Raw genomic sequence first — 17,649 nt, forward strand, 5'->3', positions numbered from 1 at the left:
CCGCCGGATCAGGGTGAACGCGTGTGGGCCAGTGCGCCGGCGACATAGGTGGCGGCCACGGCGCGATCATCGCCCAGGACGGTCAGCGCGAACAGCACCTCTTCGGTGGTCTGCGCCCGGGACGTGCGGTAGGCCAGGAGCGGAGTGGCCGCCGGATCCAGCACCACCAGGTCGGCTTCCCCGCCCACCGCGATCGAGCCGATCTTGTCGGCCAGCCCCAGTCCCACCGCCGCGCCGCGCGTCGCCAGATAAAAGGACTTGAGCGCACTGAGCGGATGGCTCCGCAGAGCGGCGACCTTGTAGGCCTCGTTCATGGTGGCCAGCAGCGAGAAACTGGTGCCCGCACCGATATCGGTACCCAGGCCCACGTGCAGGGGCCGGGCAGCGTCTTTGGCCTGGTGAAGATCGAACAGCCCCGAACCCAGGAACAGGTTCGAGGTGGGGCAGTGCGCGATCAGGGCGCCGGCCTGGGCGATGCGGTCGCGTTCGGGCGCGGTCAGGTGGATCCCGTGCGCCAGCACGGTTCGCTCGCCGATCAATCCGTAGTGACCGTAGACATCCAGGTAGCCGGTGCGATCGGGGAACAGCTCCTTGACCAGGGCGAGCTCGGTGAGGGTTTCGGAGATGTGCGTGTGCACGAATGCCGTCGGATGTTCCTGCCGGAGCCGGCCGGCCATCGCCAGCTGCGCCGGGGACGAGGTGGGCGCGAAACGCGGGGTGATGGCGTAGTGATTGCGGCCGGTGCCGTCCCACCGCTCCAGCAGTTCCTTGCTCTGTGCGTACGCCGATTCCGGGGTGTCCAGCAACGGTGCGGGGGCATTGCGGTCCATCATGACCTTGCCGCCGATCATGCGGGTGTTCCGGCGGGCCGACTCCTGGAAGAAGGCCTCGGCGGACTGCGGGTACACCGCAGCGAAGGTGACCGCGGTGGTGGTGCCGTTGGCCAGGAGCTGGTCGAAGAACAGTGCGGCGGCCCGCGCGGCGTACTCGGCGCTGGAGAAGCGCTGTTCCTCGACGAACGAATAGTTGTTCAGCCACTCCAGCAGCCGGTCCCCGTAGGCGCCGATGATCCCGGTCTGCACGTAATGGACGTGGGTGTCGATGAAGCCGGCCGAGATCAGCGCGGGCCGGTAGTCGGTGACCGGCACCCCCTCCGGCAGCTGACCGGCGACGTCGTCGTATGCGCCGAAGGCCGTGATGATGCCGTCGGTGACGACGATCAGCGCGTCCGGAACGTCCACAAACGCCCCGGGGTCGATGAACGGGTCACCGGTGAAGGTGACGGCATGGCCACGCAGCACGGTGATCTCAGGCATATCCGGAGTATCCCACCGCCGGGGCCGGGAACGGGAGCACACCGGGCGGGTGGGCGATCGCCGGGAAGGCGCCGCCGATAGGGTGAGTCCACGTGAGCAGCAGAAGCATGTCCGTGGTCAGCCTGAATGTCAACGGGATCCGCGCCGCAGTGAAGCAGCGCAACGACAACAACCTCGGCATGCTGCCGTGGCTAGACGGGGCAGACCCGGATGTGGTGCTGCTGCAGGAGATCCGGGCCACGGAGAAGATCGCCCGCACGGCCCTGGCACCGGCCCTGGACGCCGGCTGGCATCTGGCGATGGCCGAATCGTCGGTGGCCGGTCGCTCCGGGGTCGGTGTGCTGTCCAAAACCGAGCCCACCGAGGTGCGGATCGGGTACGGCGACGACGAATTCGATCCGCTCGGCCGCTATGTGGAGGCCGACTTCACCGCCGGTGACGGTGTGGTGACCGCGGCCAGCGTGTACGTGCCCTCGGGAGCCGCCCTGACCGAGAACCCGAAGGACGCCGAGAAGTACCACGAGAAGCTGCGCTTCCTGAACACTTTCGGGCCGTACCTGGACGGCCTGCTGGCTTCGGGCCGGGACGTCGTGGTCGGCGGGGACTGGAACATCGCCCCCGACGAACGCGACATCAAGAACTGGAAGGGGAATCTGAAGAACTCCGGATTCCTGCCGCACGAGCGCCAGTGGGTGGCCGATCGGCTGGCCGGCGGCTGGGTGGATGTGGCCCGGCAGCATCACGGCGACGTCCCCGGACCCTATGCGTGGTGGTCGTGGCGCGGGAAGGCCTTCGACAACGACGCCGGCTGGCGCATCGACTACCACCTGGCCAGCCCCGGGCTGGCCGGACGCGTGCAGCGCAGCTGGGTCGACCGCGCCGATGCGTACGACCTGCGCTGGTCCGACCACGCGCCGGTGACCGTCGTCTTCTCTTGAGTGAACTTCTCCCACCGAAAGGGACTTTGCGACAATGGCAGCCATGACCAGCCCCACCCCCTCCGTGCGCCGGGTCCTGTCCGGGATCCAGCCGACCAGCGACTCCTTCCATCTGGGCAACTATCTGGGTGCGCTGCGCCAGTGGGTGGCGCTGCAGGACGACTTCGATGAGGCCTACTACTTCATCCCGGACATGCACGCGATCACCGTGCCGCAGGATCCGGAGGTGCTGCGCGAACGCACGCTGCGCAGTGTGGCCCAGCTGCTGGCCATCGGTGTGGATCCGGCCAGGTCGACGATCTACGTGCAGAGCCACATCCCGGAGATCGCACAGCTGACCTGGGTCCTGCAGTGCCTGACCGGTTTCGGTGAGGCCGGCCGGATGACCCAGTTCAAGGACAAGTCGGCCCGATCCGGGCAGGAGTCGGCCAGCGTCGGCCTGTTCACCTACCCGATCCTGCAGGCCGCCGACATCCTGGCCTTCGATGTGCACGAGGTGCCCGTCGGGGAGGATCAGCGCCAGCATCTGGAACTGACCCGCGACCTGGCCCAGCGCTTCAACAGCCGGTACGGGGAGACCTTCGTGGTACCCAAGGCGCGCATCGTCGGCGAGTACGCCAAGATCTACGATCTGCAGAACCCGACGGCCAAGATGAGCAAGTCCGCCGAGAGCGACGCCGGGCTGATCAATCTGCTCGACGATCCCAAGAAGTCGGCCAAGAAGATCCGTTCGGCGGTCACCGACTCGGGGAGCACGATCGTCTTCGACCGCGAGCAGCAGCCCGGAGTGGCCAACCTGCTGACCATCCAGGCCGCCCTGTCGGATCGGACCGTAGACGAGCTGGTGGCCGGCTACGAGGGCAAGCAGTACGGGCACCTGAAGGTGGACACCGCGCAGGTACTCAGCGACTTCGTCACTCCGCTGCGCGGACGGGTCGACGAGCTGCTCGACGACCGCGCCGCCCTGGAAGCGATCCTGGCCGACGGCGCCGACCGGGCGCGTGCGGTCGCAGCCGATACCCTGCGCAAGGTCTACGACAAGACCGGATTCCTGGCCCCGCGGCGGTAACGTGGCCGACATGGGTTCGGTCGTCGCGAAGGCAAAGGAGCTCGTGGAGCGTCTCAAGGCGTTGTGGGAGCAGGCGCAGGAAAAGTGGCCGTGGCTCACCCGACTGCTGGCCACCCTGGAACGCTACAACCAGCAGCGCGGCAACCTGTACGCCTCGTCCATCGCGTTCAGCGGGATCGTGGCGATGGTGCCGATCCTGATGGTCGCCTTCGCCATCGCCGGTTTCGTCCTGGCCAGCCGCCCCGAGCTGGTGACGCAGATCACCGATGCCGTGGTCGACGCGGTTCCCGGCGAGCTCGGTGAGACGCTGAGCGGCGTCATCGACTCGGCGATCGAATCGCGTGCCACCGTCGGAACGATCGGTCTGATCAGCGCGGCGCTGACCGGAATCGGCTGGATGGGGCTTGCCCGCAACGGTCTCACCGAGATGTGGGGTGGCCGGATCAAACGCAATCCGGTCAAGTCCAAAGTCCTGGACCTGGCGCACTTCATCGGTCTCGGCCTGACCTTCGCCCTGGTGATCGGCCTATCGGTGGTGGCCACCGGGCCGGTCGCCGACTGGGTCGTCGAGCACGTGCACGTGCTGCCGGAGAGTCTGGAGAGCACGGTGCTGCGCTGGGGGACGGTGATCGCGGCGGTGCTGGCGATGTGGGCGCTGTTCACCGTCGTGCTGGGCCGCCTGCCGATCCAGCACGTCCCGATCCGGGTCGTGGCGCCGACCGCACTGGTCATCGCCCTGATCTTCGAAGCGCTGTTCACCCTCGGCAGCGCCTATCTGCAGTCGATGTTCACCAGTCCGGCCGGGGCGGCGTTCGGTCCGGTCCTGGGCGTGATGGCCTTCGCCTATCTCGCCTCGCGGATCGTGCTGTACGGGGCGGCCTGGTCGGCGGCCGGTCCGCAGAACCAGGAGTACCGCGTCACCGATCAGATCCTGGCCGCCGACGACGAGCGTGACGGCGAGCGGCCGGTGGTTCTGGCCCCGGTGTACGAGACCTCCCCGGCGCCCAAGGCGGCCGGCCTGCTCACCGCGGCCGGGATCGGCGGGCTGATCGCCGGACTGTGGGCCTGGCTGCGCCGCGGATAGTATCGCCGGCCGTGCGGCCGAACAGCCGGCGCGGCGGGCACGCCGATCGGCCAGGGCAGGTCAGCGGCGCCGGTAGCGGCGACGCCGGCGCAGGAACAGCACCACCAGCGCGGCCATCGTCAGCAGTGTGGCGGCCAGCAGGATCAGCGGCAGCGCGCCCATCGCCAGTGAATCGGCACCGGAGGGCGCCAGGATGCCGGCGCCGGACCGGTCGGCGAGGCGGTTGTTCAGGCTGCCGATCGACGTCGATGCGGGGGCGGCGAAACCGTATTCGAACATGCGGACCGCCTGCTGGTGGTAGGTGTCGTTCTCCACGCCCAGCCCGTCGAGCTGAACGATCACCAGCTTGCGGCCGTCCTTCTCGGCCGCTCCGACGAAGGTCTTGCGTGCATCGTCGGTGTACCCGGTCTTACCGCCGAGCACCGTCATCCCGGGGACGCCGTCGCGCAGCAGCGTGTTCGAGGTGCCCATCAGATAGGCGGGATGGTCCTCATCGCCGGGGACGTCTTTGCGCGGCGGATAGCCGGGGAAGCGATAGTTCGGCAGGGCGATCATCCGCGCGAACTCGTCGTTGGCCATCGCGGCGCGGAAGATGACGGCCAGGTCGTAGGCGGAGGTGGACATGCCGGCCGCGTCCAGCCCGGAGGGTGTGGCCGCCCGGGTGTCCAGGGCCCCGAGCGACTGCGCCTTGTGGTTCATCTGTTCCAGCGTCTGGTCGTAACCGCCGAGCATGCGGGCCAGGGCGTTGGCGCAGTCGTTACCCGAGACCACCAGCAGCCCGGTGATCATGTCTTCGACGGTGTAGGTGCCGTCCGGACCCATCCCGCAGGCGTCGCCTTCCATCGACCAGTCGTTCACCGTCGCCACCACCGGCTCGGTCAGGTCCAGCTTTTCCAGGGCGACCAGTGCCAGCAGCACCTTGATGGTCGACGCCGGGCGGTAGCGGCCGTGCGGATCGCGGGCGGCGATGATGTCCCCGGACTCCAGATCGGCGATCAGCCAGGCCTTCGAGGTCAGGCCGGCCGGGGTGGGGCCGGCGTCGGGTTCGGCGATCACCCCGCAGGCGGCCAGGCGGTCGCCGCCCATCGGCGGTTCGGGTACCGGCAGGGGAGTGGGTGTGGGCCGGCCGGCCGGCACTACTTCGGATTCGTCGATCGGCGGCGGGGTGCCCACGCGCTGCGGACAGTCCGCCGGTGCAGGCGGCGCACTGGAGTGCGTCGGTACGACGGTGGGCTCGGCTGCCGCCTCACCGGCGGTCAGCGGTGCGACGGCGGGCGAAACCGAGGTGGCCAGAATCGCGGCGGCTGCGGCGACGGCCAGGGACCTGAACAGACGTGTAGTGCGCATTTGGCAGACCAGTCTACGTCCGGCAGGAACGACGACGGCGCCCCGGTCCGAAAGGGCCGGGGCGCCGTCTGGGCTGCAGAGAAGGTTCGTTAGCGCGAGAACATCAGCGCGCGCTTGACTTCCTGGATCGCCTGCGTCACCTGGATGCCGCGGGGGCAGGCGTCGGTGCAGTTGAAGGTGGTGCGGCAGCGCCACACCCCGTCGGCGTCGTTCAGGATGTCCAGGCGCTCGATGGTGCCCTTGTCACGGCTGTCGAAGATGAAGCGGTGCGCGTTCACGATCGCCGCCGGACCGTAGTAGGAACCCTCGGTCCAGAACACCGGGCAGCTGGTGGTGCAGCACGCACACAGGATGCACTTGGTGGTGTCGTCGAAGCGGGCCCGGTCGGCCTGCGACTGCAGGTATTCCTTGGACGGAGTATTGCCGTCGGTGATCAGGAACGGCTTGATCGCGCGGTAGGCGTCGAAGAAGGGCTCCATATCGACCACGAGATCCTTCTCCACCGGCAGGCCCTTGATGGGCTCGATGGTGATGGTGATCTCCTTGGACGAATCCTTGGGCAGCAGGTCCTTCATCAGGATCTTGCAGGCCAGCCGGTTGACGCCGTTGATCCGCATCGCGTCGCTGCCGCACACGCCGTGGGCGCAGCTGCGGCGGAACGTCAGGGTGCCGTCGAGGTAGCCCTTCACGTACAGCAGCAGGTTCAGCAGTCGGTCCGACGGGAGCGCCGGGACGCGGAAGCTCTCGAAGCCCTGCGCGTCCGGGTCTTCCGGATTGAAGCGGTAGATCTTCAGCGTGACCATCGTCGCCTCCGGCGGAACCGGGGGCAGGGGCGGCTGGTCGGCGACCGTGGTTTCCAGGGGGGCAGTCATCAGTACTTCCGCTCCATCGGCTCGTAACGGGTCTGGACCACGGGTTTGTAGCCGAGTTCGATGTCGGCGATGAGCCCGTCGCCCATCTTGTACGCCATGGTGTGAACCATGAAGTTCTCGTCGTCGCGATCGGGGTAGTCCTCGCGGGCATGCCCGCCGCGCGACTCCTTGCGGTTGAGGGCACTGACCACGGTGACCTCGGCAAGCTCGAGCAGGAAGCCCAGTTCGACGGCCTCGAGCAGGTCGGAGTTGAAACGCTTGCCCTTATCCTGCACGCGGATGTGGTTGTACCGCTCCTTGAGGGCGTGGATGTCGCCCAGAACCGTGGTCAGCGTCTCCTCGGTGCGGAACACCGCGGCGTTGTTGTCCATGGTCTGCTGCAGCTCGGTGCGGATGTCGGCGACGCGCTCGTTGCCGTGCTCGGAGAGCAGGCCGGCCAGCCACTCGTCGACCATCGCCGTCGGATTCTCCTCCAGCTCGGTGAAGTCGGTGCTGTTGGCGTAGGCGGCGGCGGCCAGCCCGGCGCGACGGCCGAAGACGTTGATGTCCAGCAGCGAGTTGGTGCCCAGTCGGTTGGCGCCGTGCACCGAGACGCAGGCGCATTCGCCGGCGGCATACAGTCCGTGGACCACCTGATCGTTGTTGGCCAGCACCTGTGCGTCGACGTTGGTCGGGATACCGCCCATGATGTAGTGGCAGGTCGGGTACACCGGGACCAGCTCGGTCACCGGATCCACACCCAGGTAGGTGCGGGAGAACTCGGTGATGTCGGGCAGCTTCTCGTTGAGGACGTCCTCGCCCAGGTGACGCACGTCGATGTAGACGTAGTCCTTGTTCGGGCCGGCACCGCGGCCCTCGAGGACCTCCAGGACCATCGACCGGGCCACGATGTCACGGGGCGCCAGGTCTTTGATGGTGGGGGCGTAGCGCTCCATGAAACGCTCGCCGTCGACGTTGCGCAGGATGCCGCCCTCGCCGCGGACCGCCTCGGAGATCAGGATGCCCAGCCCGGCCAGACCGGTCGGGTGGAACTGGTGGAACTCCATGTCCTCCAGCGGCAGCCCCTTGCGGAAGACGATGCCCATACCGTCACCGGTGAGGGTATGGGCGTTGGAGGTGGTCTTGTACATGCGGCCGGACCCGCCGGTGGCGAAGATGATCGCCTTGGCGTGGAAGACGTGGATCTCGCCGGTGGCCAGCTCGTAGGCGACGACACCGTTGGCGACGGGTTCGCCGTTCTCGTCGGTCGTCATGTTGAGGTCGAGGGCGTAGAACTCGTTGAAGAACTCGACGTTGTGCTTGACGCAGTTCTGGTACAGCGTCTGCAGGATCATGTGACCGGTGCGGTCGGCGGCGTAGCAGGCGCGGCGGACCGGGGCCTTACCGTGATCGCGGGTGTGGCCACCGAACCGGCGCTGGTCGATGCGGCCCTCGGGGGTGCGGTTGAAGGGCAGACCCATCTTCTCCAGGTCGAGCACCGCGTCGATGGCTTCCTTGGCCATCAGCTCGGCGGCGTCCTGGTCGACGATGTAGTCGCCGCCCTTGACCGTGTCGAAGGTGTGCCACTCCCAGTTGTCTTCCTCGACGTTGGCCAGCGCGGCGCACATGCCGCCCTGGGCCGCGCCGGTGTGGCTGCGGGTGGGGTAGAGCTTGGTCAGCACCGCGGTGCGAGCGCGCGGGGCGGCCTCGATGGCCGCGCGCATTCCGGCGCCCCCGGCGCCCACGATGACGACGTCATACCGATGTTCCTGCATGAGTTTTCAGTTCTCCTTAGGAGCCGCTGCCGAAGGTGAGGATGGCGTAGGTGCCGAGCACCAGCACGAGGATCATGGAGACCGCGAGCAGGAAGTTCAGCCAGAACCGGGTACGGTCCTTGCGCGAGTAGTCCGAGATCACGGTGCGCAGGCCGTTGGCGCCGTGCAGTTCGGCCAGCCAGAGCATGAGCAGGTCCCAGACCTGCCAGAACGGCTGCGACCAGCGGTCGGCCACGAAGGTGGCGTCGATCCGGTGCACACCGTCGTCCCAGGCCAGCATGATGAAGATGTGCCCGACCGCCAGGATGATCAGGAACATGCCCGAGAAGCGCATGAACAGCCATGCCCACTTCTCGAAGTTGCTGCGGCTCACGGCGCGCGGAGCGCGCGGAGCATCAAGACTGGCCGGACGGTCGTACTCCGTCGCGATGATCTTTGCTTCCGTAGTCATGTCTTACGACGCTCCCTAGAAGTTGACGTGAGTGAACAGGATCTGGAGCAGGCGCACGGCGCCGGCGATGAACAGCACGGCGAAGACGACCAGCACCGTCCAGAGCATCTGGCGCTGGTACTTCGGGCCGTTGCCCCAGAAGTCGATCAGGATGACGCGCAGCCCGTTGATCGCGTGCCAGAGCACGCAGAAGACCAGCCCGATCTCCATCAGGCCGATGTACCAGGTCTGATAGGTGGCGATGATCTCGGTGTAGGTGTTCTCGTTGACCCGGATCACCGCGGTGTCCAGGACGTGCACGAACAGGAAGAAGAAGATGGTGACGCCGGTGATGCGCTGCAGAACCCAGGCCCACATACCCGGATCGCCGCGATACAGGGAGCGTTTGCGCACCGGATCCGGTGCAACCTCGGTGGGGGTGCTCATGCGTTCTACGCCTCCATGATGTCGACTTTTTGCTCGGTTCCCGGGGGCGCGACGGCGGCATCCAAGGACCCAATGACCTTCGACTTTAAACCCATGCTGAGTGTTGTTCTAAATCTCCGTAACAATGTGACCGAGAACAGATCCGGGAATTAGGTTTGCCTTACCTTTTAAATACTCGGGAAAGTGAGAAGACATGTCTAGCGAAATCGACTTCGCGGCGCTGCGCCGTGCCGCGCGAGAGGTCATGGCCAGGGCGTATGCTCCGTACTCGGGCTTTCCGGTGGGCGCGGCGGCGGTCGGTGTGGAGGGTCACATCGTGCGCGGATGCAATGTGGAGAATGTCTCATACGGATTGGGTGTGTGCGCCGAAGTCGCCCTTGTGTCGGCAGCGGTTTCTTCCGGTGTTCGACAGTTACGGGCGATCTCGGTCTGCGATGCGCACGGGCGGATCCTGACTCCGTGCGGCCGCTGCCGGCAGGTGCTGCTCGAGTTCGGCGGGCCCGGCATGATCGTCGACACGGTCCACGGTCCCCGGGCGCTGGCCGAGTTGCTGCCCGATGCGTTCGGGCCGGCGGATCTGGACCGGGTCGGGGAGGCGCGATGACTGCGGCTCTGGACCCCGTCAGCATCATCGGGGTCAAACGTGACGGCGGCCAGCTGACCACGGCGCAGATCCGGGCGGTGGTGGACGGCTTCACCTCCGGTCAGGTGGCGCCCGAGCAGATGTCGGCGCTGGCGATGGCCATCTGCTGGCGCGGAATGGTGCGCCGGGAGATCGCCGACTGGACCGCGGCGATGATCGATTCGGGCGTCCGACTCGATCTGACCGAGCTGCGTCGCCACGGCCGGTCGCTGCCGACGGTCGACAAACATTCCACCGGCGGGGTCGGGGACAAGGTCACCCTGCCGCTGACCCCGCTGATCGCCTCCTACGGTGTCGCCGTCCCGCAGCTGTCGGGCCGCGGTCTGGGCCATACCGGGGGCACGCTGGACAAGCTGGACGCGGTGCCCGGCTTCTCGGCGCAGCTGTCACCGGAACGGATGCGATCGCAACTGGCGCAGGTGGGGGCGGTGATCGCCGCGGCCTCGGACGAACTGGCCCCGGCCGACCGCAAACTCTATGCCCTGCGCGATGTGACCGGCACCGTGGCGTCCATCCCGCTGATCGCCGCCTCGATCATGAGCAAGAAGATCGCCGAGGGCACCGGTGCGCTGGTGCTGGATGTGAAGGTGGGCTCCGGCGCCTTCATGCGTGAGTACGACGACGCGGCCGAGCTGGCGGCCACGATGGTGGAACTGGGGTCCGATGCGGGGGTGGTCACCAGTGCGCTGCTGACCGATATGTCCTCACCGCTGGGCCGCAGCGCCGGCAATGCGCTTGAGGTGGCCGAGGCGCTGGAGGTCCTCGCCGGCGGCGGGCCGGACGACGTGGTCGAGGTGACCCTGGCGCTGGCCCGGGAGATGCTGGCCGCTGTCGGACTCGACGGGGTCGATCCGGCCGCGCATCTGAGCGGCGGCCAGGCGATGGACACCTGGCGGGCGATGATCGCCGCGCAGGGCGGCGACCCGGCGGCCGCGTTGCCGGTCGCAGCCCATCGGGAGGTGATCACGGCCGCCGACTCGGGATGGCTCACCGAACTGGATGCGCTGTCGGTGGGGCTGGCGGCCTGGGAGCTGGGCGCCGGCCGCGCGGTACCGGGTGCAGCGGTCTCCGCCGGAGCCGGAGTGCAATGGCACGCCGCGATCGGTGACCGGATCGTCGCGGGGCAGCCGCTGTTCACCCTGCACGCCGACCAACCGCAGAGATTCGACGCGGCCGGCGCGCACCTGGCCGGGGCGGTGCGGATAGCACCGCAGCGACCTCCCGAGGCCGCCGGACGGATCCTCGGTGCGATCGGCGCGGCGACTTAGGCGGCGACCGGCCGTGCGGTGAGTCCGCGGAAGTAATAGACGGTCAGCAGTGACGCCAGCGGCACGGTGAACAGCAACCCGACCAGCAGGGCCAGCAGCCCGACGATCGCCAGCAGAATCGAGGCCACGAAGACCACCAGGGTGGCACCCAGGCGGGCCACCGCGAGGTTGAGGCCGTCGCTGAGGGCCGCGGCGGGAGACCGCCGCAGATCGGTGGCGAACAACCAGGTCCACATCACCAGCACGCTCAGCAGCAGGCCGGCGATCACCGCACCCCATTCCGTCGACAGCCCGAGGGCGAAGGTCAGGTCCACGGTCGTGGCGGTCACCTCGATGATGATCGCCAGAACCACGACCGACCGCAGGTTGAGCGGGGTGAAGAAGTCACCGACCCCGGGCCGGGCGCCGTCGGCGATCATGAGGGCGCCGTGGAACCAGCAGGCGGTCATCAGCGCGGTGAACAGGGCGACCGGCACGATCATAAGCAGGTCCATCACCACGGTGATCGCGGGACTGGGGGTGAGCCACTCGTCGGCACTGCTGCCGGCCGGTGCGGTCGCGGTCAGCACGATCAGCAGCACGGCGTAGAAGGCGATCGCGAAGGCCACCAGCATCAGTCCCCACAGCAGGGCGGCGCTGGCCAGCGGACCGACGTTCGCCGACAGCCGCCGGCCCGCCCAGCGCAGACCCGGCACGAGCCGCGGTGTCGGCACGACGAACTGCGGCAGGCCGGTGCCCGGTGAGCCGGAACCGAACTCGGGAGGAACCGGCTCCCAACCGTCGTTGAACGTCACGCGGCAATCATGCCCGATGCCCGTCGTACGGCTCGGTGCGGCGTGCGGGGCCCTACCGTGGAGCCATGGGACCTTCCGACACTCTCACCATCGACGATTGCCGACTGGCGCCGAAGGTGCTGTTGCACGATCATCTGGACGGCGGATTGCGACCGGGCACCGTGGCGGAGCTGGCACGCGAGTGCGGCTACCTCGATCTTCCCGCCGCCGGGGCCGGTGAACTGGGGGACTGGTTCGCCCGTGCCGCCGACTCGGGCTCGCTGGAGACCTATCTGCAGACCTTCCGTCACACCGTCGCGGTGATGCAGACCCCCGCGGCGCTCAGCCGTGTGGCCCGCGAAGCCGTGGAGGACCTGGCCGCCGACGGCGTGGTCTACGCCGAGATCCGGTTCGCGCCCGAACTGCACACCGAGCAGGGAATGACCCTCGATGAGGCGGTCGAGGCGGTCTTGACCGGTTTCGCCGACGGGGAGCAGCGCGTCGCCGCCACCGGCCGACCGATCGTGGTGCGGGCGCTGGTGACCGCCATGCGGCACGCGGCGCGTTCGCTGGAGATCGCCGACCTGGCGGTGCGCTTCCGGGACCGCGGCGTCGTGGGCTTCGATATCGCCGGTGCCGAAGCCGGCAACCCGCCGAGTCGCCATCAGGCGGCATTCGATCGGATGCGCGATGCCAATGCACACTTCACGATTCATGCCGGGGAGGCCTTCGGGCTCCCGTCGATCCACGAGGCGATCTCGTTCTGCGGGACCGACCGGCTCGGGCACGGGGTCCGGGTGATCGACGACATCGTGCTGCCACCGGGATCCCGGCCCGACCAGCGCAGCTATCCGGGGGCGATCCTGGGACCGATCGCGAACTATGTGCGCGATAAGCGTATTCCGCTGGAGTTGTGCCCGAGCAGCAACGTACAGACCGGCGCGGTCGACTCCCTCGCCGAGCACCCGTTCAACGTCCTCGCCCGGCTGCGCTTCCGGGTCACCGTGAACACCGACAACCGGTTGATGAGCGGGACCAGCATGAGCCGTGAGTTCTGGGAACTGCACCGGGCCTTCGGCTACGGCTGGGCCGATTTCGAGCGGTTCACCGTCAACGCGATGAAATCGGCGTTCCTGCATTTTCCGCAGCGGCTGGAGTTGATCGACGAGGTGATCAAACCCGGGTATGCGGTGCTGCTGGGCTGATCAGGCGAGGCTCTCGGCCTGCAGCCGGCTGTCTTCGGCCCGCACCCGCACCTGCCGAGACCGGGCACCGGCCAGGAGCGACAGGAACTTGCGCTCGATGTTGCGTTGCAGGTGGCGGGCACCGTAGGCGGGGTCGTAGCCGTCCTCGGCGAGTCGGTGGACGACGGCCTCGTCGTACTCGATCCGCCAGCCCTGGCCGGCGAGCCTGGTGGCAGTCCGCGCCAGTTCCAGTTCGGCGATCTGGCGCACGGCCGCCAGGTCCAGCGGAGCGAAGCAGATGATCTCGGTGAGGCGGCCGGCGAATTCCGGCGGGAACGTCGCGGCGATCGCCGCATGCTGACGTGCGGCCGAAAAGCCTTCGGGCGCACCGAAGCCCGCTGATCTGCGGGCACCCTCCCGCACCCCCAGATTGGTGGTGAGGATGATGATCGTCTCGCTGAACGAGGCGGTCTGCCCCCATCCGTCGGTCAGCCTGCCTTCGTCGAAGACCTGCAGGAACAGCGGCCACAGTTCGGGGGCGGACTTCTCGAACTCGTCGAGCAGGACGACACAGCGGGGCCGGCCGATCACCCGCGTGGTGAGCAGACCGGCCGTGGAACTGTTCCGCCACGAGCGGTGATGGCCGATCAGCTTGGCGCGGGCGTCGGCGGCCTCGGCGTACTCGGACATGTCCAGCCGGATCAGCGCATCGTCGGAGCCGTAGGCGGCCGCGGCCAGGCGGGTCGCCAGCTCGGTCTTCCCGACACCGGTGGGCCCGGCGAACAGCAGGACCGCATGCGGGCGCTCTGGCCGCAGTTTCAGTCCGCTCAGCGCCGGGGCCAGACAGTCGGCGACCGCGGCGACGGCCGGATCCTGCCCGCGCACACTCCGCGACAGTGCGGCGGCCAGGCCGGCGGCACCGGCCCCGCCGGACAACCCGCCGCACGAGAGTCCGAGGTGTTCGAGCAGGACGGCCGGGGCCCGCGTGGCCCGGGCCCGGCCGATCGCCGCGTCGATCCGGGCGATCGCCAGGCCCGGGTGACGGTAGCTCTCGGTCGGTCCGGCCGGACGCAGTGCTGCGGTGATCACCTCGTCGTCCAGGTCCAGACCGTTGCGCCGTACCAGGGCGGTGACGACCGGCCGGACGGCACCGGCGAGTGCGGTGGCCGGGAACTCCCCGAGGGCGACGGTGTGTTGCGTGCGGGCCAGTGCCGGCTCGAGTTCGGCCAGCCGGGAGAGCATCGACTCGTCCAGGACCAGCAGGAAACGCAGCCCGAAGGTCTGATTGCACAGCACCACCTGGGACAGCAGGCCGGTGCCCCTGTCGTCGGCGTGCAGCCGGGCCCGATGCTCGAAGTCGTCGAAGACTAGCACCTCGGCGCCTTCCCGGCCGCTGACGACGAGGTGGTTGGCCACGGCCACCGGATCGGCATCCTTATCGGGCTCGACCAGGCGAAGGACGGGTGCGTCCTCGGCGGCGGCCAGGGCGGCGGCCACCTCGGCGAGGAAGCCGGTCCGCCCGGATCCGGGGCTGCCGGTCACCACGACGATGCCCGCAGACGGCCGCAGGAGCGCGGCGGCCACGTCCCGGCTCTGGTCGAGCCGGTGCACCCTGGCCGCGGGCGCCACCGTGCGGGTGCCGCGCAGGGCCGTCGATTCGGGAGGATCGCAGATCGTCGTCAGGCCCAGGTCTGCGAAGAGTCCGGCGACGTCGGAGAGCTCCTGGCCGTCATCGTTCCGGTCGGTCGGATAGTCGTCTGCAGCGGTCATGGACGCCACGATAAGAACGGGATCGGCACCCGGCAACAGTGCAGAAAACGCAGGTCGACGATCTAAACTCAGGCATTCAAGGATACGGGTCCCCGGGGATGTTCACTTGAGATGCAGCTTTTGAGTTTAGCAGGCCGTGTCAAGCAGTTCCGAAAGTGGCGGAGATCACTTTCAGTGGCTTTCCGGGCGGCTCAGCCGCGACGGACCAGGCGCTCCTCGAAGTCGCTGACCAGTGCCCGCCAGGCCTCGGACTCATTGTCGAACGGCCCCGACGGAGCGAGTCGGTTCGGGTCCGGCTTCACCGCGTAGTCGACGAACCAGCCCAGCGGGGTGGTCGTGCCCAAGGCCTCGTCGACGGTGTCGACGCCGGCGAACTCGGCCGCATCGGAAAGCAGCTCGACGGCCAGATCGAGTTGCCGGCTGTCCACCTGTCGCGGGCCGTCGAGGATGTCCTCATCGATCCCGGGCAGCGCGTAGGTGTTCTCCCGCAGGACCTCGTAGCTCAGCTCGCCTGCGTTGGCCATCGACTGCACCTGGTCGTAGGTCGAGACGCGGGCCAGGGCGTGGTCGTTGTGCTCGGCCAGGAACCGGGTCAGGCTCCGTTCGGAGGCGAACCCGTAGATGGTGCCCTTGCTGCCGAGGAAGACCGGACGGCTGTCGGCGCCGACGTAACAGCGCAGCGACAGGAATTCCCCGGCGTCGGTGTAAATGCGGATCGGATCGATCCCCACCTCGCCCCAGAAACCCTCGTCTTCGTCGTCTTCGTCGTCCTCGTGGTCGTCGTCCTCGGAGGCGGAGTCGTCGAGCGGATCGACCGGATCGAATTCGGGTTCGTCCTCGTCTTCGGCGGAGGCGGCGGCATCGAGTTCGGCGATCGCGATGGCCAGGGTGGCCTCCTTGACCTTCGGGGTGGCCACCACGTCGTCGAGGGCATCGATGACATCGTCCCAGTGCTTGGCGATGAGTCGGCCGATGCGGACCCACAGGTCCACACCATCGCGACCGTGGAAGTTCTCGGTGCCGACGGTGACCGCACCCAGGATCGGGTTCGCGGTGAAGAATTTGGTGATCGGGGTCAGCTCGCAGACCTCGCCGATGATGCGGGTGATCTCGAGGGCGTCTTCGAGTTCGGCGACGACCTCGCCGCGCGGATCTTCGGCGGCCAGCTCGGGTACGCCGATCAGGTCGTAGCTGTGCTTGTCGTCGGGGACCAGTTCGCCGGCCGATAGCGCCTGGATGGTGGGCCACTGGGGGTGGTCGGCGAGATCGTTCTCGTCGTCGTCGCGGACGAACGCGGCCAGTTCGGCGACCGAGTCGAAACCGTAGAGGTCGTCGCCGAGACCCAGGAACGCCTCCCACTCGTCATCGCCCTCGCGCCAGCGAGGAGCCCACAGGGTGAACAGATTGCCATCGGTGAGTCCGAGCTCGATGGGGACGATGTCTCCAGCCATGGGCTAGAGCGTACCGGCACCGGGGCGGCCCTGTGCAGGTCGGGCCGGTGCCGAGAGTGTCTGCGGCGCCGATCCTCTACCGGGGCCGATAGAAACCCTCGAACGTCTGATCCAGATTGGTGGTGCGCACCGGTCCGACCTGGACCGGATCCCCGGCCTCCACCAACTGTCCATTGCCCACGTACATCGCCACGTGACCGCTCCAAACTGCCAGGTCACCGGGCATCAGCTGGGACTGGGACACCTGGAACCCGGCGGTGTCCTGATCCTGGGCCAGCCGCGGCAGTTCCAGTCCGGCCTGCCGGTAGGCCCATTGGGTGAAACCGCTGCAGTCGAACCCGGCCGGGGTGGTGCCGCCCCACACGTAGGGCACCCCGCGCTGACTGAGGGCCGCGCGCACGGCGGTGGCGGCCCGTTCGTTGGGGGCATAGGCGACCGATCCGTCCGGCAGCGTGATCGGGATACGGCCGGGTGTGGTCGAGGCGACCTCGGCCGGTGACGGGTGCCGGCCGAGCCCCTGCGCATCGCCGGCCAGTTCCGACTGGGTCCGGGTCACCACCGCCAGCCCCTGCCCGATGTGCTGGGCGGCCAGCGGGATCAGCACGGCCAGTGCGGCCGGGGACAGCGTCGGCGCGGCGACCGCGGCTGCGGCCACGAAGGAGTCGGCGAGCCGGTTCAGCTCGGTGTTGGCCTGCTTGACCCGGCCGGCGGCGGTCTGCACCAGGGCGCTGATGTCGGTGCCGGCGGCGGCCTCGACGGTGTCGCTGTGGGCGGTCCGGGTCGCCAGTGCCGCGGCCGCTGAACCGCCCGATCCGGTCCACGACGATGCGGCCTCGGCAGCGGCCCGGCCGGTCAGCGTCGCCGATTGGTTCAGCGCCGCCGCCGAGGCGGTCAGGGTGGAGGCCGGACCCGCCGGGGGCAGTTCGCCGGTGCCCAGTGCGGCGATGAGCAGGCGCAACGGGACGATCAGGAACTCGTACATCACGCCGACACCTCCGCCGCGTTGGCGGCCTCGGCGGCCCCGTAGGCGGTGGCCGCAGCGGCGGTGGCGGTCGTCTGCCCCCTGTGGGCAGCGGTCAGACCGTCGAGGCGGGCGGCCCGTGCGGCCATGGATGCGGCCAGGGCGGACAGGAACGGGGCCCCGATCAACCCGAAGGCCGGGGCCAGCAGGGCGGCGTCGAACCGTTCTGCCGCGGCTCGTTCGCCGACGGTTTCGGCGGCCGTCGCGTGCTGACCGGCGATGGTGGACAGGGACGGTGTGGAGACTGTGACGGGCTTCATACCGATTAGACGCACCGGATCC

The 17,649-nt window shown here is 68.4% G+C and carries 17 protein-coding genes; 6 read left to right on the plus strand and 11 right to left on the minus strand.

Annotation, left to right across the window (positions count from 1 at the left end; genetic code table 11):
- Positions 1-8 precede the first annotated feature (8 nt).
- On the minus strand, positions 9-1,316 hold the full coding sequence (gene guaD, locus GOHSU_RS04270) for a guanine deaminase (protein WP_005937356.1): 1,308 nt from the start codon (positions 1,314-1,316) through the stop codon (positions 9-11).
- A 107-nt stretch (positions 1,317-1,423) separates the two neighbouring features.
- Between guaD and GOHSU_RS04275 the strand changes: the two genes are divergently transcribed.
- Genes GOHSU_RS04275 through GOHSU_RS04285 form a run of 3 tightly spaced genes read left to right on the plus strand, consistent with a single transcriptional unit; the run spans position 1,424 to position 4,407 of the window.
- Positions 1,424-2,254 carry an exodeoxyribonuclease III gene (locus GOHSU_RS04275; RefSeq protein ID WP_005937361.1) on the plus strand — a complete coding sequence of 277 codons (831 nt, stop codon included), beginning with the start codon at positions 1,424-1,426 and terminating at the stop codon, positions 2,252-2,254.
- Positions 2,255-2,297: 43 nt separating this feature from the next.
- Complete coding sequence (gene trpS, locus GOHSU_RS04280; protein WP_155820933.1) at positions 2,298-3,323, plus strand: tryptophan--tRNA ligase; 1,026 nt, start codon at positions 2,298-2,300, stop codon at positions 3,321-3,323.
- Positions 3,324-3,333: 10 nt separating this feature from the next.
- Entirely contained in the window at positions 3,334-4,407 is a 1,074-nt protein-coding gene (locus GOHSU_RS04285) for a YhjD/YihY/BrkB family envelope integrity protein (RefSeq protein WP_005937366.1), read from the plus strand.
- 60 nt (positions 4,408-4,467) lie between these two features.
- On the opposite strand, the gene GOHSU_RS04290 is transcribed toward GOHSU_RS04285, so the two are convergent.
- From GOHSU_RS04290 to sdhC, 5 genes are all read right to left on the minus strand, one after another.
- A complete protein-coding gene (locus GOHSU_RS04290; protein ID WP_005937369.1) occupies positions 4,468-5,754 on the minus strand; it encodes a D-alanyl-D-alanine carboxypeptidase family protein in 1,287 nt (428 codons plus the stop codon).
- Positions 5,755-5,843: 89 nt separating this feature from the next.
- Positions 5,844-6,626, minus strand: a complete 783-nt coding sequence (locus tag GOHSU_RS04295) for a succinate dehydrogenase iron-sulfur subunit (protein WP_005937371.1) — start codon at positions 6,624-6,626, stop codon at positions 5,844-5,846.
- Positions 6,626-8,380 carry a succinate dehydrogenase flavoprotein subunit gene (gene sdhA / locus GOHSU_RS04300; protein ID WP_005937373.1) on the minus strand — a complete coding sequence of 585 codons (1,755 nt, stop codon included), beginning with the start codon at positions 8,378-8,380 and terminating at the stop codon, positions 6,626-6,628. Before sdhA ends, GOHSU_RS04295 begins: the two co-directional genes overlap by 1 nt.
- Positions 8,381-8,396: 16 nt before the next feature.
- Positions 8,397-8,831, minus strand: a complete 435-nt coding sequence (locus tag GOHSU_RS04305) for a succinate dehydrogenase hydrophobic membrane anchor subunit (RefSeq protein ID WP_005937375.1) — start codon at positions 8,829-8,831, stop codon at positions 8,397-8,399.
- A gap of 15 nt (positions 8,832-8,846) precedes the next feature.
- The gene (gene sdhC, locus GOHSU_RS04310; RefSeq protein ID WP_005937377.1) at positions 8,847-9,257 is read right to left on the minus strand and encodes a succinate dehydrogenase, cytochrome b556 subunit; all 411 of its coding nucleotides are present in this window, start codon (positions 9,255-9,257) and stop codon (positions 8,847-8,849) included.
- 193 nt (positions 9,258-9,450) lie between these two features.
- Between sdhC and GOHSU_RS04315 the strand changes: the two genes are divergently transcribed.
- Positions 9,451-9,861, plus strand: a complete 411-nt coding sequence (locus tag GOHSU_RS04315; protein ID WP_005937380.1) for a cytidine deaminase — start codon at positions 9,451-9,453, stop codon at positions 9,859-9,861.
- Positions 9,858-11,168 carry a thymidine phosphorylase gene (locus tag GOHSU_RS04320; RefSeq protein WP_005937383.1) on the plus strand — a complete coding sequence of 437 codons (1,311 nt, stop codon included), beginning with the start codon at positions 9,858-9,860 and terminating at the stop codon, positions 11,166-11,168. Before GOHSU_RS04315 ends, GOHSU_RS04320 begins: the two co-directional genes overlap by 4 nt.
- Here the strand turns inward: GOHSU_RS04320 and GOHSU_RS04325 are convergent.
- A complete protein-coding gene (locus tag GOHSU_RS04325; protein WP_005937385.1) occupies positions 11,165-11,962 on the minus strand; it encodes a hypothetical protein in 798 nt (265 codons plus the stop codon). The two genes, GOHSU_RS04320 and GOHSU_RS04325, sit on opposite strands and share 4 nt — an antisense overlap.
- 65 nt (positions 11,963-12,027) lie before the next feature.
- Between GOHSU_RS04325 and GOHSU_RS04330 the strand changes: the two genes are divergently transcribed.
- Positions 12,028-13,146, plus strand: coding sequence for an adenosine deaminase (locus GOHSU_RS04330; RefSeq protein ID WP_005937388.1), 1,119 nt, complete (start codon positions 12,028-12,030; stop codon positions 13,144-13,146).
- On the opposite strand, the gene GOHSU_RS16215 is transcribed toward GOHSU_RS04330, so the two are convergent.
- From GOHSU_RS16215 to GOHSU_RS04350, 4 genes are all read right to left on the minus strand, one after another.
- Positions 13,147-14,895: an AAA family ATPase gene (locus GOHSU_RS16215; protein WP_005937391.1), complete on the minus strand. Its 1,749-nt coding sequence runs from the start codon at positions 14,893-14,895 to the stop codon at positions 13,147-13,149. It lies immediately after the preceding gene.
- Between the two features lie 191 nt (positions 14,896-15,086).
- Complete coding sequence (locus GOHSU_RS04340) at positions 15,087-16,346, minus strand: SatS C-terminal domain-containing protein (protein WP_005937396.1); 1,260 nt, start codon at positions 16,344-16,346, stop codon at positions 15,087-15,089.
- 76 nt (positions 16,347-16,422) lie between these two features.
- Positions 16,423-17,328, minus strand: a complete 906-nt coding sequence (locus GOHSU_RS04345) for a C40 family peptidase (protein ID WP_005937398.1) — start codon at positions 17,326-17,328, stop codon at positions 16,423-16,425.
- Positions 17,328-17,627, minus strand: coding sequence for a type VII secretion target (locus tag GOHSU_RS04350; RefSeq protein ID WP_024332786.1), 300 nt, complete (start codon positions 17,625-17,627; stop codon positions 17,328-17,330). Before GOHSU_RS04350 ends, GOHSU_RS04345 begins: the two co-directional genes overlap by 1 nt.
- Positions 17,628-17,649: the final 22 nt, after the last annotated feature.

The organism is Gordonia hirsuta DSM 44140 = NBRC 16056, from assembly GCF_000333015.1.
Taxonomy (GTDB): Bacteria; Actinomycetota; Actinomycetes; order Mycobacteriales; family Mycobacteriaceae; genus Gordonia; species Gordonia hirsuta.

What these genes read in the sequence shown, in the direction of transcription:
- guaD (WP_005937356.1), bottom strand. Translation starts at nt 1,316, where the DNA reads ATGCCTGAGATCACCGTGCTGCGTGGCCATGCCGTCACCTTCACCGGT.
- GOHSU_RS04275 (WP_005937361.1), top strand. Translation starts at nt 1,424, where the DNA reads ATGTCCGTGGTCAGCCTGAATGTCAACGGGATCCGCGCCGCAGTGAAG.
- trpS (WP_155820933.1), top strand. Translation starts at nt 2,298, where the DNA reads ATGACCAGCCCCACCCCCTCCGTGCGCCGGGTCCTGTCCGGGATCCAG.
- GOHSU_RS04285 (WP_005937366.1), top strand. Translation starts at nt 3,334, where the DNA reads ATGGGTTCGGTCGTCGCGAAGGCAAAGGAGCTCGTGGAGCGTCTCAAG.
- GOHSU_RS04290 (WP_005937369.1), bottom strand. Translation starts at nt 5,754, where the DNA reads ATGCGCACTACACGTCTGTTCAGGTCCCTGGCCGTCGCCGCAGCCGCC.
- GOHSU_RS04295 (WP_005937371.1), bottom strand. Translation starts at nt 6,626, where the DNA reads ATGACTGCCCCCCTGGAAACCACGGTCGCCGACCAGCCGCCCCTGCCC.
- sdhA (WP_005937373.1), bottom strand. Translation starts at nt 8,380, where the DNA reads ATGCAGGAACATCGGTATGACGTCGTCATCGTGGGCGCCGGGGGCGCC.
- GOHSU_RS04305 (WP_005937375.1), bottom strand. Translation starts at nt 8,831, where the DNA reads ATGACTACGGAAGCAAAGATCATCGCGACGGAGTACGACCGTCCGGCC.
- sdhC (WP_005937377.1), bottom strand. Translation starts at nt 9,257, where the DNA reads ATGAGCACCCCCACCGAGGTTGCACCGGATCCGGTGCGCAAACGCTCC.
- GOHSU_RS04315 (WP_005937380.1), top strand. Translation starts at nt 9,451, where the DNA reads ATGTCTAGCGAAATCGACTTCGCGGCGCTGCGCCGTGCCGCGCGAGAG.
- GOHSU_RS04320 (WP_005937383.1), top strand. Translation starts at nt 9,858, where the DNA reads ATGACTGCGGCTCTGGACCCCGTCAGCATCATCGGGGTCAAACGTGAC.
- GOHSU_RS04330 (WP_005937388.1), top strand. Translation starts at nt 12,028, where the DNA reads ATGGGACCTTCCGACACTCTCACCATCGACGATTGCCGACTGGCGCCG.
- GOHSU_RS16215 (WP_005937391.1), bottom strand. Translation starts at nt 14,895, where the DNA reads ATGACCGCTGCAGACGACTATCCGACCGACCGGAACGATGACGGCCAG.
- GOHSU_RS04340 (WP_005937396.1), bottom strand. Translation starts at nt 16,346, where the DNA reads ATGGCTGGAGACATCGTCCCCATCGAGCTCGGACTCACCGATGGCAAT.
- GOHSU_RS04345 (WP_005937398.1), bottom strand. Translation starts at nt 17,328, where the DNA reads ATGTACGAGTTCCTGATCGTCCCGTTGCGCCTGCTCATCGCCGCACTG.
- GOHSU_RS04350 (WP_024332786.1), bottom strand. Translation starts at nt 17,627, where the DNA reads ATGAAGCCCGTCACAGTCTCCACACCGTCCCTGTCCACCATCGCCGGT.